The organism is Desulfofundulus sp. (assembly GCF_049701015.1).
In the GTDB taxonomy this organism is placed as follows: Bacteria; Bacillota; Desulfotomaculia; order Desulfotomaculales; family Desulfovirgulaceae; genus Desulfofundulus.
Window position 1 is genome coordinate 1 of sequence record NZ_JBNATZ010000045.1, and the last position, 14,707, is coordinate 14,707.

Sequence of the window (14,707 nt, forward strand, 5' to 3'; positions counted from 1 at the left end):
CGCGGCGGTGGCAATCCCCAGAGCCAGGCCCACAGCAGAACGTACCAGGATCAATACCAGAAGGCTGTGCGCCAGTACCTGGGTGGCAAAGGCAAGCCCGCTGGTGGCCAGGCCCAGGCGCACAAATAAAAGGCGCCCCAGAGAGTCTGACTTCCAGCCGCAGAAGAGGGAAGAAAAAAGAAAAGCCGCCCCGTAAGACGCACCCACCAGACCAATTTGCCAGTCTCTCGCTCCCAGCTGTGCTCCCAGCAGGGGAATGAAAATAAGCGAGCCCTGTACGGCAAAGCTGAGCAAAAAATTTACGAGGCTGATGACCCGGATATGGGGCGCTCCCGGCGTGGGAAAATCCATTTCCAGGTGTTTATCCAAAAAGCATACCCTCTTTCTAATTTACGGTAACCCGTCTAAGTGATTATATTATACATTACTATACTTTAATTCTCCTCCCCCAATCAGTCCAGGAGTCGTAACAACCGTCACGACCGGTATACAAAGATTTGCTGCTTTCATAACCCGGTTTCGCGACAACAATCAAAAAAGCTGCCTTACGGCAGCCTTGTGACCTCCGGCCCATAATGAAGGGCCCCGACCATTTGCGCCGTCATATAGCAAACCCTCCGCCCGGTTGAAACAAAAACCCCAATAGAGTTTGAATAAGAAACAAGACCGTCCGGGCGGCGGGCCGGCGTATGTTCCAATCCGAATTTTATACAAATGTTACAAAAGATATGGTATTATTTCTTAAAAGAATTATTTAATCAAATACTCTGGAAAAAGGAGAAAGGTAGGGAGAGAAAATGTCCAACCAATTTTCCGAGCTCACCAGGGAGGAACTGCTGGCCGTACTGGCGGACTTCGCCAAACGCTGGCTGGCCCACGACGGTCTCTGGTTCCAGGCCGTGGAACGGGAGCATGGTATGGAGGCAGCCATCAGGGCCGACGCGGCAGCCTGGGAACAGTTCACGGTGAATGAAGCCCGGCGGATCATGCAGTTGCACGGCATCCCGGAAAACGGGGGTATCCCGGCTTTAAAAAAAGCGCTGGGATACCGGCTGTACGCCCTGCTCAACCGTCAGGAAATCGTTGATGTGGACGAGAACAGGATCATTTTCCGCATGAATGACTGCCGGGTGCAATCAGCCCGCAAAAGGAAAAAGCTGCCCGACTTCCCCTGTAAAACTGTCGGACTGGTGGAGTATGCCGGCTTTGCCCGGGCCATAGACCCGCGTATAAAAACCCGCTGCATCTGCTGCCCACCCGATGAACACCCGCAAGAATATTACTGCGCCTGGGAATTCTGGATCGACTAAATAAGTTAATAAGTTAAGTGCCAGGCACTATTACATTAACCAGCCGGCCGATGCCGGATATGACCACCTCTACCGTGTCCCCCGGCTGCACGGGTCCAACCCCGGCCGGGGTACCGGTAAGAATGACATCCCCGGGCAAAAGGGTCATGATGCGGGAGATAAAGCTGAGCAGCCGGTATACGGGAAAGATTAGCTGGGACGTTGAGGAATGCTGTTTTCGCTCTCCGTTGAGATAGAGTGAAACTTCCCTGTCCCCCGGATCAACGCCGGTAACAATATAGGGACCCAGGGGCAGGAAGGTGTCAAACGACTTGGCCCGTGTCCACTGCCCGTCCTTCTTCTGGAGGTCTCGGGCGGTAATGTCGTTGGCACAGGTATAGCCCAGTATGTACCCGGCTGCTTCCTCCTCCCGCACATGCCGCGCCTTCTTCCCGATCACCACCGCCAGTTCGGCCTCGTAGTCCACCTGCCGGCTCATGGCCGGGTAAACAACGGGTTCCCCGGGGCCGATAACGGCGGTGGATGGCTTCAGGAACAAAACCGGCTCCTCCGGCAGGGCCATACCCACCTCCAGGGCGTGGTCCCGGTAATTGAGCCCCACACATACCGCCTTGGTAGGCAGGCAGGGAGCCAGGAGGTCCAGCTCCGGCAGAGCAAACTGCCGCCCGGGTACTGGTTCCAGAGATTGAAAGGGATCTGCCACCTGTAAAACCATATCATCTTCAACAAGGCCGCAAAAAATTTCTCCCCTGTAACTAAAACGACCAATACGCACAAAAAACACCTCTGTTCTGCCGCACATGATGCGGGCGAAATAAGTTAATAAGTTAAGTGCCAGGCACCAGAAGTTTATAAACAGCCACCGCAGAGATACGAATATTTTCGCCTATTTCCTGTAACGTATACCCCTGCGCCAGTGCTTCCCCGGCGTACCAAACCTTATACGGCACCAGCGATCTTTTTCGAGAGCCGCTCTTTATTTGCGCAAACTCTTCCATATTCACGCCGGAAGCCATGAGAATTTCATCCAAGTGCTTCCTGGCAGGTACGTTCTTCCCTGGTTCAACCTTCGAGGCAAAAGATTCCGGGCGGCTAATTGAAACATTCTCCAGGACCCTCTCGTCATCTGTTTCCATAAGTATAACATACTTTTTAAGAGCTCTCCCCGGATCATCATCCAGGATGTCCAGCAACTGCTGTGTACATACAAATCCACCACCCTCCCCGCGGTAATCAGCATCGCTGCTCCATTGATAATCAGCCACCCCGTCACATAAACCAGCCCGGACAGGATTACGGTGTATGTACCTGATTACGGCCAGAAGATACCGCTCGTTTTGAATTGGGACGGCCTTGTACCTGCTTTCGAAGACGTGGCCGGTACGACCCTGGTCACGGTTGTAATAACGGCTGAAGCGACTATTAAGGCGGTGCATTACTTTGCTAAGGGGCGCTCTATTCGTGCGGACCGCCAGGTGGAAGTGGTTATTCATGATAACGTAAGCAAAAACATCCAGGCCGTCCACCTTTATGGCAAACCGCAGCTGCTCAAGCAGGTACTCCTTGTAGTGGGACGTAAAAAAAATAAACTCCCTGTTGTTACCCCGCTGGATAACGTGGTACATAGCTCCTTCAAATTCGATTCTGGGGCTTCTCCCCAAAAAATTCACCCCCTGCCACTCATTGTAACAGGGGGCCCCAACCCTTTCAACCATAAGTTAATAAGTTAAGTGCCTGGCACGCAGGATCATAGCACTGGCTTCCGCACGCGTAACACTGCTGCCCGGCTTGAAACTGCCATCCGGATAGCCGCCCACCACTCCGGCTGCGGCAGCAATATTCACCGCGTCCTTCGCCCAGGCCGGGATACCGGACGCATCGGTAAATTTCACCGGCTGGCCGTTTATTTTACCCAGCTTTTGTACAAGCACCCGGCTCAAGATGGCAGCCAGCTCGGCCCTGGTAATGGGTTTGTCGGCTTTGAACGCCACACCGCCCTGTACGGGATAGCCCTTCAAAAGGCCCTCCCCGGCCGCGGCAGCCACCGCACCACGGGCCCAGGCGGGAATGGCGTTTTTATCAACAAACATCAGGGTAGACTCATCCGCTGGCTTCAGCTTCAAGGCCCGCACCAGAATCGAGGCGATTTCGGCACGGGTGATCTTGTTGTTGGGCCGGAACGTGCCGTCCTCATAACCGCCGATCACGCCCATGCCGGCCAGCTTGACCACGGTTGCCTCCGCCCAGTGCCCGGCCATGTCCTTGAACCTGGGCCCGGCCTGTTCCGCAGGCGGCTTGGGCTGCTCAGCAACGGTAGTGAAGGTGAAGGTGTAATCCCTGGACAAACTGTAGCCTTCTTTGTCTTTCAACGCCCCCGCGGGGATGAACACGGTATAGGTCGAACCGTAGTTAAGCGCCGTCTTCGGCTTGATGTAGAGGGTACCTCCGTCAATGCGCGTGGTGAGTTCCACGGCCTTGCCGGCAGCATCCTTTAAAGTGATTTTTGCAAAATCATTGCCTTCGCTGACAACCTCGTTGAACAAAATCTTTATCTCTTTGTCCACGGACACACCAGTGGCTTTGTCAGCCGGGTCACTGGAGGAGACGTACGGTATCACTGCACCGCTGCCACCTCCACCGCCACCGGAGCTGCCGCCAGTACTTCCGCTGCTACTGCCCGAAGATGAACTTACGGTATAAGCAAAGCTCGCCTCATCACTCGTCAGGGAGTCCTTCACAGCTACGGCGCGAATGGTGGCGCTCGAGGTCAGCGTGATAGGTGCCGTCCAGGTAGTCTGCGGGGCTGCGTTCAGCCCATACAGGATGGTGGCGCCGGATTCCGCCGCCAGGGTCACCTTCACGCTGCCCGTGTAACTACCGGGAGCAGGGCTGGCCGTGGGAGGCGCCGGGGCGTTGGCCGCGGTGAAGGTGCTGAAGGAGGTCTGGCTGACCTCAACATACCCGCTGCTTACAGTGCCGCCCAGGTTAACCCAGCGGTCGCCCACCAGCTTGAACACCCGCACCCGCTCGCCTGCCGGCGCGGGCAGCCGCAAGATGACCGGCTGCGCCAGGGTCACGTTCTCGATCTTGATTTCAAAGACCTGGCCGATGGCGCTGGCCCCGGGGAGACCAGTCTTGTCCACGGGCTTGAAGGTGATCGTGGCTGCGCCGCTAAAGGCGTCCTTCGGGATCTCCAGTTGGGCGCCGCCCTGGTTCAGGACCACGCTGGAGGCTCCCGGCGGCACGGTGAAGTTGTCCAGCACGCCACTTTGCGGTACAGTTACTTCAATCCTCGCCCCTTGCTGGGCGGCTGTGGTGAAGCTGAACACGCATGGTTGGGCCAGTTCGTTCCCCTCCGCGTCCTTGACCGCACCCGCAGGGATGGTAACGGTGTAGCGCTTGTAGTAGGCAAGGTCAGATGCGGGCTTCAAGGTCAAAACCCTGCCGGAGATGCTCTTCTGCAGGGTCACGGCGTTGTTCTGATCGTCCACCAGGGAGATGCCCGCGTACTGCGGCCCCTCCTGGACGTCCTCGGTGAAGGTAATGGTGATCGTCTTGTTCACCGGCACGCTGGCCGTCCCGTCAGCGGGGTCGCAGTTCTGCACCGCAGGCGGGATTGTGTCCTCTGACCCTTGTGGTGTAATACTTGCCGTTAAATTGATTTCTTCCACCTGACCGGGTTTAAAAGCCACCATTTCCTTAGCCATGATACCGGAAACTTCAAAGCTCACCTGTCTGCCTTCGTCTCCCACGGCTCCTTTAACCAGGAGTTTCGGGTCGAGTGGACCAGGGCCTCCATACTGACCGGCATACTCCACTGTAATCTGACCGCGGATCTCATTCCCTATCTTGGCCACAATCACCGTACCGGCGGGCGCCGGCTGGCCGTTCAGCATTACGGTACCATAGTATGCTGCGGGTGGAACCGGCGACTCCTGGGCAATAGCGACCACCGGAAGAAACATGATGAGCAATAAGGCAAGAACCAGTATAGCAGACTTGCAACGAAGGTTCTTCTTCAAGAACATCACTCCTTCATCCAATGCAGCCCTGCGCAAAGGGCCGCGCCGGAAAGCGCGGCCCCCCCACGCGGGCGGAACATCACATTCAGTACGGATATGTCCCAGCCGTTACAGGCGTACTGCTGAACCCTGCAAGCTTACCCGGAACGTCCATGTAGATCCAGTAGCCATTGTGGGTTTTAACAGTTTCCATCGTGCTGGATGGTGTCACCGCCCACGAAGTATGATTTACAGCCGGACTCACGGCTACACTCCAGCACCCACGGACAGAATATAGAGCATTGCTGATGTCATCTGACTTCGTGAACCCAACCAGGTTCCAACCCTCCGCCAGTTCCCTCACCACGGGATTGGTCGGCGAGGTATTCGGTCTGATCACAGCCAAAACAGGTGCCTTCAGCTTGATGTAGACCGCCTCGAGAGGTTGGATGGTGTTGTTGTCCGCGGTAACCTGTACCCACTGCTGGCTGGCCGCGTCAAACTTGTAGGCGATTTCTACCTTACTCAGATCTATCACGTCACCCAGCAACGCCTGGCCACCGGCGAGCTGCACCGACACGGAAAAGGTAACCCATCCACCGGGTCCGGGCACCAGTTCCCAATGCGCCAGGACCGGGTAACCCTGGCCATCATTATCGGCAACAACACCCTGAGATGAGTTACCCGACTCATCAACGGCCACTACCTTGAACTGAACCCTATCGCTGCCGAGGACGAGATTGCCGGGAACCTTAATCCCGATATTCACTGATTCACCGGGTTGGCAATTGAAAACCATAGAATTGTTCTCAAACGCCACCTGATCCCAATCGTTGCTGCCGTAAACGGTCGCGTAAACCGAAACACCGAGCAGGTCCGGATCGGTTGGTGCAGTGAACCTCAGGCTGAATAGTCCAGCACCGGAACCCGGAGATACTTCGAGGTTACTCACTTCACCCGGTGGTGTGGTGTCAGGAGCAGGTAGCGGCTGCACCGTCAGCATTGCTGAGCCTTCAAGACCTGTGGTCCTGGCCGTAATGGTCACCTCACCAGCCGTGCTGTCCTTGTAATAGGCGGTGGCAGGGCTTCCGTTCGCGACTGCGACCTGCGTGATCTGCCTGCCACTCTCGTCCTCGAACCGCCCGCTGTTCGAAGAAGAGCTCAGCACCAGGGTAAGAGGCGAACCGTCAACAACCACAGGGTTGCCGAACTGGTCTACGATAGCGAGTGTGATCATAGCCCTCTGGTTTACCACCACTGAACCGCTTGCTCCAACGGCCACCTTCGCAGGCCCGGCAGGAACGACGCTAATGGTACCCTCAGCTGGGTCGAGGCCAGGAGCACTGACCGTTATCCTCTGATCGCCGGCCGCCGTGTCGTAGTAGTAAACCGTAGCCTCGCTCTCGCCCTGTTTTATGGTCACGGAGCTAATCTCGTTCCCGCCCTGAGCCTGGTCGTAGAACTTACCGGTCGGTGAGCCGGCCTTCAGGTTCACGACGAGGTCGGCGCTCTGGGCGACCGGGTTGCCGTACTGGTCGGTAACTTTAACCGTCAGCGGTCCGGTCGTACCCGCTTTGATGGAACCTGCTGCGATGGTCAACGCGTTTGATACCTGGCCTGCGGGACGCACGGTAACAGACCTGGTACCCTGAACAGTAAACCCGGACGTTCCTTCCACTACCACATCAGCAGTAGCCGTAACCGTGTTCGTCCCAACGCTAGTAGGCCGGTAGTAGACGGTGGCCTCGCTCGCACCTCTGTCAATGATCACGCTGCCAGCGTTGGTCCCGCCGACGAGGCTAGGGTAGAACTCGCCGCCCTTGTTATCTGTCAAGTTCACGGCCGTGTCCTGGGCCACGGCGTAGGGGTTACCGTACTGGTCCAGTAGCTTGATGGTCAGGGGCAGGCGCAGGTTGACCTCGATGGAATCATCGCCGGCAACCTCAAGTTTCTCCGGGCGCGGCCCCATGAGCGTGACGCTCTCGCTACCGGTGACGGTACCGGCGCTGGCACCAATTTTAATGCTCTTCTGCACGCCGTCCCCGGACCCCAGCTTGTCGTAGTAGTAGACGGCCACGCTGGACTTACCGGCAGGGATGTCTACCGTTGTAATAGCAGTTTCGCTTGTCGCGTCAGCATAGAATTTGGCGTTACCAGTATTAGAGTCAGACGTCAGGCCAACAGTAAGATCAGCCTTCTGCGGCACCGGGTTGTCGTACCGGTCCCGGGCCTCGATGGTAACCGCGGTGCGCTGGTCGGAGTTGATCTCCACACCAGCAGTAGCCGGATAGGCGTCGGCCACCGTTACCGTGAAGTGATCATTACTACCGGGCACGATCTCGAATTCCGCCGTGGCGGAAAGTGCCGGGCTTTCGATGCTCGCGGTGATGGTCACCCTGTCGGACGCCTTGGTATCACCAAATTCGAAAGAGAGATCGCTTTGCTCCTGTGCAATCGTACCGGTGGCCTTGAGCTTGTCCTGCGAATCCTGAGCGACGTTGCCGAGCCATATTACCGTGTCGGTGTTTGCCCCGGAAGCAGTCAGGGTCACGGCGACACCATTAGCTCCAGCGGGAACAGGGTTACCGTAGGCGTCCTGGAGCTGGAGGGTGAAGCTCACGGGATCTCCCGCTGTGAGCTGGGCAGGCGGCTTGACGAACACCAACCTGGCCAGAGCGCCGTATGGTTTAACAGTAACGGTGAGATCACCCGGGGGGGTCAGCTTGTTCTGTTCATCCGCTGCTGCAATGGTTACGTCCTCCGCCTCCGCGTCCTTCAGGTAGACCGTACCGCCGGAATGACCGGCAGCGATAACGAGCTTATTACCGGTCAGCTCCCGGGTCGCCGCGGAGTCGGCATAAAGTTTCGCGGAGTTATCATCAATAGTTTCATTAAGAGTGAACATGACCGTCAGGTCATTATCCATCGTGGTCAGGTTGCCGTACTGGTCCTGAATGGCGAGCTCAACCGGGACAACCTGGTTGGCGACGATGTTACTTCCGCTCTGCGGCCCGGTGATAGCAATCTGCTTTGCCACATCCGGCTCGATGGTCACACTCCCGTAAGCAGTGGTCGTATCCACCGTGGTCCTCACGGCGAACTGATAGCTGCCTGCTTTAGTCGGGTTCTTCACCCCGCTAAACCTTACGGCCACGTTTCCGCCGGCGGGCACGGTCAGCTCGGCCGGAACACCTACTCTAAAAATGTTGCCCAGCGCTGTCCCCCCTGGCTGATAAACCTTTCCATCATAAGTAATCCCGGTAACAGTTGCCCCGGTTACATCGTAGCCAGTGGGGAAGACCACGGTGATCTCGTCGCCAGGCTCCAGGCCGCTCGTGGCGTCGAAAGAGACGGTGTAGCTGACGCCCGGGGCTCCGGCCTTGAGATTGCCTGCAGTAACGCTGGCGTTAGCCACCTGGCCTGCCATCGCCGGCACGGCCGGCAAAAGCGTGAGGACCATGGCAAGCAGGGCCAGGAAAGAAACAGCCTTTCTCCCAGCCTCCCTGGAAAACTTTATCTTGCCCATCAAAAGCACGTTCTTTTTTCCCCCTCTCAGTCGAGGTAACTCTTAACAATCTCTGTTGACGATGCCTTTGCTCTGCCGCCTTTAACCACCGGGCTCCCCCGGCTCTTCCTCCTCCAATCGCGATCCGTGATTACCCCGCCCAAAAAAAAGCTCGTCCACGGTCACGCCGAAGAAGTCGGCCAGCTTCTTTTCCACCTCCTTGCGGGGGTGGCGGTGGCCGCCTTCAATCATGGCGTAGGAGCTCTGGCTGATGCCCACGGCTTCAGCTACCTGCCGCTGGCTGAGGCCCATTTTAAGCCTCAACTGGTACATCCTTTCATTTCTCACCCCGCTCACCCTTCGGCTGTTGTTGAAAGAACAAAACCTCCCCCCTTCCTCCCCGGTTGCAGCGCCGCCCTGCCCGCTTCCAATTTGCGGTACCGGACACTGCTGCACCTTTTGATTATTACTATAATCACATTTCGCGATTGATGTCAAGTGTCCACCGGTTAAAATTTACGCCGAACGTAAATAATAAGTGGGAAGGTTTTGCTTTCCTATCACATTATGCGCTATAACGCAAAATCCGTTTTTTATTTTCTTTTCCGACTTCACAAAACGTGTTACATTATCATTGGGGTGATCCAGCATGCCTTCTCTCGGCGAAAGGCTGGCTTATTTGCGCAGTCAAAGAGGATTGTCCCAGGCGGAACTGGCCCGCCTGTTACACATGGGGCAGAGCACCATCGCCATGTACGAGAAGAACAGGCGCTCCCCGGACAACCAGTCGCTTAAACGGCTGGCCGATTTCTTCGGCGTTTCAACGGATTACCTGCTCGGGCGCACCGACCGGCCTTACGAAACCGGCGGAAACGCTATACCCGGAGATGCACCCCATGACACGAGTCTGTATGCAATTGCGTCCGACCCCCTGTTCGCCGACCTGCTCAGGGAGGTGCCGGACCTGACGGAGGAAGAAAAACAGTCCCTGGTTGAACACTGGGAATGGGCCCTGCGCTTTATAAAGAAGGAAAGGGAACGTCGCAGGAAAAGAGAGAAAATGAACCCGGAAGGATGACAGGACGAAGACCGCGCCGCATCCAGCCGGGTTCATTGATTATTACAGGGAAGAGTAAATTTTTATTTTTCTCCCACACTTCAACAAAATCCGACGCAACCCTGGATTATAATAAATAAAATGAGAAATCGTTCAAGGGATAGTCTGGTATCCTTGAGAATCGTTTCTACCGAGCGGAGGCGGTAGCATTGAATTCAGCCGTCCAGCTGGCCCTGGCCCTGATTAAGAAGTACCATCTCGAACGGCCGCCAGGTGTTTACCAGCTGTACAGGATAGCCAAGAGCGAAGGGATCGTCCTGACCAGCTTCCCATTTAAAGGCCGGGTCAGAGGAAGGTACTTGCGCACGGGAGACGGCATCGCTATACTCACGGTGAAGAAGGGGCTATCCAGGCCGGAACTTAAGCACATGCTGGCCTACGGGCTGGGCCAGCACTTCATGAATGCCAGTAGCGGCCTATATGTGCACGGGTACACCGCGGGCGAAAAAGAAAACGCAGCAGAAGATTTCGCTGCCCTCATCCTGCTGCCTCCCGGAGCGTGTCGTGTAGTGGGAGGCTTCCAGGAAATCCATCAAGTGGCAGGTGCTTTTCACATCCCTCCATCCCTGGTACGCCGCCGGTTCGACCTGGAAGAGTGGTTGAAAAAGCACATGCTTATCATTCAGGAGAACATCCCCTCCCAGCAGGAAGCCGAACGGCCGGGATGAATTTATTCCAGATTACCGGAAATTTCTGCCGGTATTATTTTTTCCCGCTGGAGCCCGGGAAGCTCGATAAGTTAATAAGTTAAGTGCCTGGCACAGCTTATCCAGGCCCCGGCCGGTCAGGGCGGAAACGGCTACAGCCGGCCTGTCCGCCGGCACCAGCCAGGGTTCTTCAGCAGTCAAACGGTCAATCTTATTTAAAACTAAAATGGTTGGCTTCTCCCTGGCCCCCAGGGAAGCCAGCACCTGATCTACCGCCTCTATCCGGGCCGGGTAATCCGGGCTGCTCACATCCACCACGTGCAGGAGCAGGTCCGCTTCCGTCACTTCTTCCAGGGTGGCCCGGAAGGCGGCTACCAGGTGGTGGGGGAGTCGGCGGATAAAGCCCACCGTGTCGGTAAGCAGCACGACCTCCTTATTGGGCAGCACCAGCCGCCGGGTGGTGGGATCCAGGGTGGCAAACAATTTATCTTCCACGGGAACATCTGCACCCGTAAGGGCATTGAGGAGGGTGGACTTGCCGGCGTTGGTGTATCCCACCAGGCTGGCCAGGGTTACCGGCGCTTTCTGCCGCCTTGAGCGCAGCAGGGTCCTGTGCCGCCGTACTTCTTCGAGCTTGCGGCGCAGCTCGGCAATGCGCCTTTTAATGCGCCTCCGGTCGGTTTCCAGCTTCGTTTCCCCGGGCCCCCGGGTTCCAATGCCGCCGCCCAGCCGGGAGAGTTCGGCTCCCCTACCCGTCAGCCGGGGATAAAGGTATTCCAGCTGGGCCAGTTCTACCTGCAACTTGCCCTCCCGGGTACGGGCCCGCCGGGCGAAAATGTCCAGGATGAGCTGGGTGCGGTCGATGACCCTTACCCCCAGTGCCTCCTCCAGGTTGCGCACCTGGGCGGGAGAAAGCTCCTGGTCGCAAATTACCAGGTCAACTCCCAGCTCCCGGCAGGCGGGAGCTATTTCATCGCGCACCTTGCCCCGCCCCAAAAATGTGGCCGGGTCCGGCCGCCGGGAACGCTGCACCACCCTGCCCACCACCCGGGCCCCCGCCGTATCCGCCAGCCGGGCCAGCTCGTCGAGGGATTCCTCAACTTCGTTTTCTTTTTCGTGCGGCAGCTGAAGGGATACGAGCAGTACTTTTTCGTAACCGGGCAAATGCGACATATCCATCAACCTCTGCCCAAAATAAGTTAATAAGTTAAGTGCCTGGCACGTTGCCGAGGTAGACGTAGTGGAGCTTTTCCAGGGCTATCTCCCGGGCTCTTTTCAGGGTTTCCAGGGGCGTGGGTGGCAGGTCGAATTTGTAATTGGGGAAATAGCGGGTAAAATGAAGGGGTATATCCGGGCTGAGCGCGGCCACCCAGTCCACCAGGCGGCGGATTTCCTCTTCCGAATCATTCAAGCCGGGGACCAGGAGGGTGGTAAGCTCCACATGGCAGTGTCCGTGGGCGAACTCCACAGTACGAAGCACCGGTTCCAGGTGACCGGCGCACACCTCACGGTAATATTCCCCGGAGAAGCCCTTGACATCAATGTTCATGGCATCGATGTAGGGCAGGAGCCGCCGCAGGGGTTCCTCGTTGACATAGCCGTTGGTAACCAGTACGTTCTTCAAACCTTCTTTCCGTGCCAGGCGAGCCGTGTCGTAAACGTACTCGTACCAGACAAACGGCTCGTTGTAGGTGTAGGCCAGGCCCACACAGGGATAACCCCGGGCAACCTGTTCTTTAGCTGCAGCCACAGCCTCCTCGGGACTTAAATAAACGGTGCGGGGGTCGGCGTGTGCAATCTGCCAGTTCTGGCAAAAGCCGCAGTGCAGGTTACAGCCCACGCTGCCCAGGGAAAAGATGTCGCTACCCGGGTAAAAGTGGTAGAGGGGCTTCTTTTCAATCGGGTCCAGGCCGTAAGAGGAAACTCTTCCGTAATTGAGTGTATAAAGGGTGCCCTGCTGGTTTTTGCGCACCCGGCAAAAGCCGGTATTACCCTCCCTGATTTTGCAGAACCTGGGGCACAGGCGGCAAAAAGCGATCCCGCCGTCCCCTTTTTCATAAAAAAGCGCCTCCTGCACGCATTATCCCCCTTATCGCAAGCATCCAGTCAAAACATTGTAAACCACATTTTTAATGATACCTTTTAACTTCAAAGCGCATGAGCCTGACGGGCTCATGGGGGCCTATACCCGCCTTCTGCCGGGCGATGGCCACCTGCTGCTCGACCGTATCAATGCCTTCCAGGTCGGGCAGGAGCAGCCCCTGCCGGCCGCCCGCCTGCACGATTACACCGTATTTCCTGGGGTCCAGGTCGGCCATGCTCTCCACCGGTTCCGGCTCCTGGAGCACGTCCACGGAGATTTCCAGGTCCGGCAGTTCGTCTTCCGTGACCGGGTAAAACCGGGGGTCCCGCACGGCAGCACTGACCGCATTCATGGCCACTTCTTCCACAATATGTTTGTACTGGGGCGTCACGGTGCCGATACACCCCCGCAGCTGCCCATGCTTGTGGAGGGAGACAAAGGCACCGGCCCGGCGGGCGAATTCAGGCGGGATGTCCGTTTCATCGTAAAGCCGGGACCGTCCTGCAAAGTAGTTTTCCAGGGAACGCCGGGCCACCCGCACGAGAAAACTTTCGTTGCGCAGGCGTACTGCCCGTGCTTTTTGTCCCTCCGCGTTTAATTTTTCCCAGATCCGCCTCCGGGGGTCCGGTTCTCCGGGAGCAAGGGAAGCAACCATGTAACCCACGCCAAACGGTCCTTCGTAGGACAGCACTTCCGCTTTCAATGACAGGCCGTCGAAAGCTCCGAAGGTCATGATAATGGGCCGCAGGCCGCACTCACCGGCCCGTTCCACCAGCCCGGCGTCCAGGTTTAAAATTCCCTCAATATCGGCCGCCCCCACCAGGCGGGCCAGCTCCCGGTCAAATTCCCGACCCCGGGGGTCGTAGCCTGCCGGTGCGTCGGGAGTAAGGCGGTGGGACAGGTCGCCGCTGGCCAGGACGGCCACTTTTTTGCCCAGCTTTTCCGCCGCCCTGGCCACGGCCATGCCGAAGGCGTAGAGCAGGCGGTGAGGGAGGAGCCCCATGGCCACCGGTACCAGGGGCAGGTCCACACCCGCCTTACGCAGGAAGTAAAGAGGCACCATGGTCCCGTGGTCCAGTTCCAGGTCCAGGCCGTAGCGCCGGGCTGTCTTCTCGTCAACCTGCAGGACGGTTACCCCCAGTTCCCCGGCGCAGGCCGCTATTTCCCGCACCAAAGCCCGGTCATTTTCCACCTTGAAGCTTACTTTCCGGGCACCGAACTGGCCCAGGTCTCCCCGCACCTCCTGCACCGCCGTAATGGCGATACCGTCCCGGAAGACCGGGCCGTGGGGGGAAATCATCACCAGCGCATCGGCCCCGCTTTCCCTCACCCGGCGGCCGAGTTCCAGCATGGCCTGCCGGGAAGCGATGACCTTATCCGCTTCCGCCCCACCCACTTCGGGGACCATAATCGGGGGGTGGGGACAGATGCCGCCGTAAACAACGGACATTTCAACCACCTCGCTTAACCGCTGATTCCTCCAGCCAGGTGCAAAAAAACGCTCCACCATTTTTCCACTTCCACATGCAAAACGCCCGGCCTTCCCGCCTCCACAAGATCCCTTCCTTAAAATAATGCGAAAATAATGCACATATTTCTGGCGTTGAGAACCGAAAACAATACCCTCATGTCGCCATGCACCCCAGAGCACCCATGTAGATAAAGGAACCGCCCAAAAAAACAAGGAAGGCGCCGCAGAACACCAGGATGAGCCGGTATATGGACGGAGTTAAAAAGCGCCTGCCGCCGGCCACAGCACCCGCCACCAGGCTGTACCACACCAGGTCCGACGAAATATGGCCGCCAAAGAAACTCACCAGCCCGGCGGTCCCCTGTTTCAAAGAGAGGACTATGTAACCCAACCCCACCGTGGCCCACCAGAGCGTCCAGTAGGGGTTGGACAGGCTGACCAGGATGCCTGCCAGCACGGGGTGCATCCTCCCACCGGACAGGAGGGCGGCCTTTCGAGAGCCGGGGTCGGGGGAACCGGCACCGCAAGCCGGCCGGGACCCGACCGAATCAGGACAGACGTCCGCCTCTGTAC

12 protein-coding genes and 1 pseudogene are annotated in these 14,707 nt (G+C 57.5%); 3 read left to right on the plus strand and 10 right to left on the minus strand.

The window, feature by feature from the left end:
* Window positions 1-369: pseudogene (locus ACPLUI_RS04615) on the minus strand (hypothetical protein); the annotation flags it as partial.
* Between the two features lie 428 nt (window positions 370-797).
* Here ACPLUI_RS04615 and ACPLUI_RS04620 point away from each other — a divergent pair.
* The gene (locus tag ACPLUI_RS04620; RefSeq protein WP_424659102.1) at window positions 798-1,310 is read left to right on the plus strand and encodes a DUF6125 family protein; all 513 of its coding nucleotides are present in this window, start codon (window positions 798-800) and stop codon (window positions 1,308-1,310) included.
* A gap of 13 nt (window positions 1,311-1,323) precedes the next feature.
* On the opposite strand, the gene ACPLUI_RS04625 is transcribed toward ACPLUI_RS04620, so the two are convergent.
* From ACPLUI_RS04625 to ACPLUI_RS04645, 5 genes are all read right to left on the minus strand, one after another.
* Window positions 1,324-2,085, minus strand: coding sequence for a fumarylacetoacetate hydrolase family protein (locus tag ACPLUI_RS04625; RefSeq protein WP_424659103.1), 762 nt, complete (start codon window positions 2,083-2,085; stop codon window positions 1,324-1,326).
* Between the two features lie 52 nt (window positions 2,086-2,137).
* Window positions 2,138-2,971, minus strand: coding sequence for an REP-associated tyrosine transposase (locus tag ACPLUI_RS04630; RefSeq protein ID WP_424659104.1), 834 nt, complete (start codon window positions 2,969-2,971; stop codon window positions 2,138-2,140).
* A 57-nt stretch (window positions 2,972-3,028) separates the two neighbouring features.
* Window positions 3,029-5,332, minus strand: coding sequence for an Ig-like domain-containing protein (locus ACPLUI_RS04635; protein ID WP_424659105.1), 2,304 nt, complete (start codon window positions 5,330-5,332; stop codon window positions 3,029-3,031).
* An 85-nt stretch (window positions 5,333-5,417) separates the two neighbouring features.
* Window positions 5,418-8,837 carry a hypothetical protein gene (locus ACPLUI_RS04640; RefSeq protein WP_424659106.1) on the minus strand — a complete coding sequence of 1,140 codons (3,420 nt, stop codon included), beginning with the start codon at window positions 8,835-8,837 and terminating at the stop codon, window positions 5,418-5,420.
* Between the two features lie 81 nt (window positions 8,838-8,918).
* On the minus strand, window positions 8,919-9,173 hold the full coding sequence (locus ACPLUI_RS04645; protein WP_424659107.1) for a helix-turn-helix transcriptional regulator: 255 nt from the start codon (window positions 9,171-9,173) through the stop codon (window positions 8,919-8,921).
* Window positions 9,174-9,465: 292 nt separating this feature from the next.
* On the opposite strand from ACPLUI_RS04645, the gene ACPLUI_RS04650 reads away from it, so the two are divergent.
* A complete protein-coding gene (locus ACPLUI_RS04650) occupies window positions 9,466-9,894 on the plus strand; it encodes a helix-turn-helix domain-containing protein (protein WP_424659108.1) in 429 nt (142 codons plus the stop codon).
* A 188-nt stretch (window positions 9,895-10,082) separates the two neighbouring features.
* Window positions 10,083-10,601 carry a hypothetical protein gene (locus ACPLUI_RS04655; protein WP_424659109.1) on the plus strand — a complete coding sequence of 173 codons (519 nt, stop codon included), beginning with the start codon at window positions 10,083-10,085 and terminating at the stop codon, window positions 10,599-10,601.
* 12 nt (window positions 10,602-10,613) lie between these two features.
* Here the strand turns inward: ACPLUI_RS04655 and hflX are convergent, their stop codons facing one another.
* From hflX to ACPLUI_RS04675, 4 genes are all read right to left on the minus strand, one after another.
* The gene (gene hflX / locus ACPLUI_RS04660; protein WP_424659110.1) at window positions 10,614-11,759 is read right to left on the minus strand and encodes a GTPase HflX; all 1,146 of its coding nucleotides are present in this window, start codon (window positions 11,757-11,759) and stop codon (window positions 10,614-10,616) included.
* A gap of 28 nt (window positions 11,760-11,787) precedes the next feature.
* Entirely contained in the window at window positions 11,788-12,657 is an 870-nt protein-coding gene (amrS, locus tag ACPLUI_RS04665) for an AmmeMemoRadiSam system radical SAM enzyme (RefSeq protein WP_424659111.1), read from the minus strand.
* A gap of 52 nt (window positions 12,658-12,709) precedes the next feature.
* Entirely contained in the window at window positions 12,710-14,113 is a 1,404-nt protein-coding gene (gene amrA / locus ACPLUI_RS04670; RefSeq protein ID WP_424659113.1) for an AmmeMemoRadiSam system protein A, read from the minus strand.
* Between the two features lie 175 nt (window positions 14,114-14,288).
* Window positions 14,289-14,707: LysE family transporter (locus tag ACPLUI_RS04675; protein WP_424659112.1), on the minus strand; the 419-nt coding region annotated here is incomplete at its 5' end.

Excerpts from the sequence above, each read along its gene's own strand:
- ACPLUI_RS04640 (WP_424659106.1), bottom strand. The coding sequence starts at position 8,837 with ATGGGCAAGATAAAGTTTTCCAGGGAGGCTGGGAGAAAGGCTGTTTCT.
- amrA (WP_424659113.1), bottom strand. The coding sequence starts at position 14,113 with ATGTCCGTTGTTTACGGCGGCATCTGTCCCCACCCCCCGATTATGGTC.
- hflX (WP_424659110.1), bottom strand. The coding sequence starts at position 11,759 with ATGGATATGTCGCATTTGCCCGGTTACGAAAAAGTACTGCTCGTATCC.
- ACPLUI_RS04650 (WP_424659108.1), top strand. The coding sequence starts at position 9,466 with ATGCCTTCTCTCGGCGAAAGGCTGGCTTATTTGCGCAGTCAAAGAGGA.
- ACPLUI_RS04620 (WP_424659102.1), top strand. The coding sequence starts at position 798 with ATGTCCAACCAATTTTCCGAGCTCACCAGGGAGGAACTGCTGGCCGTA.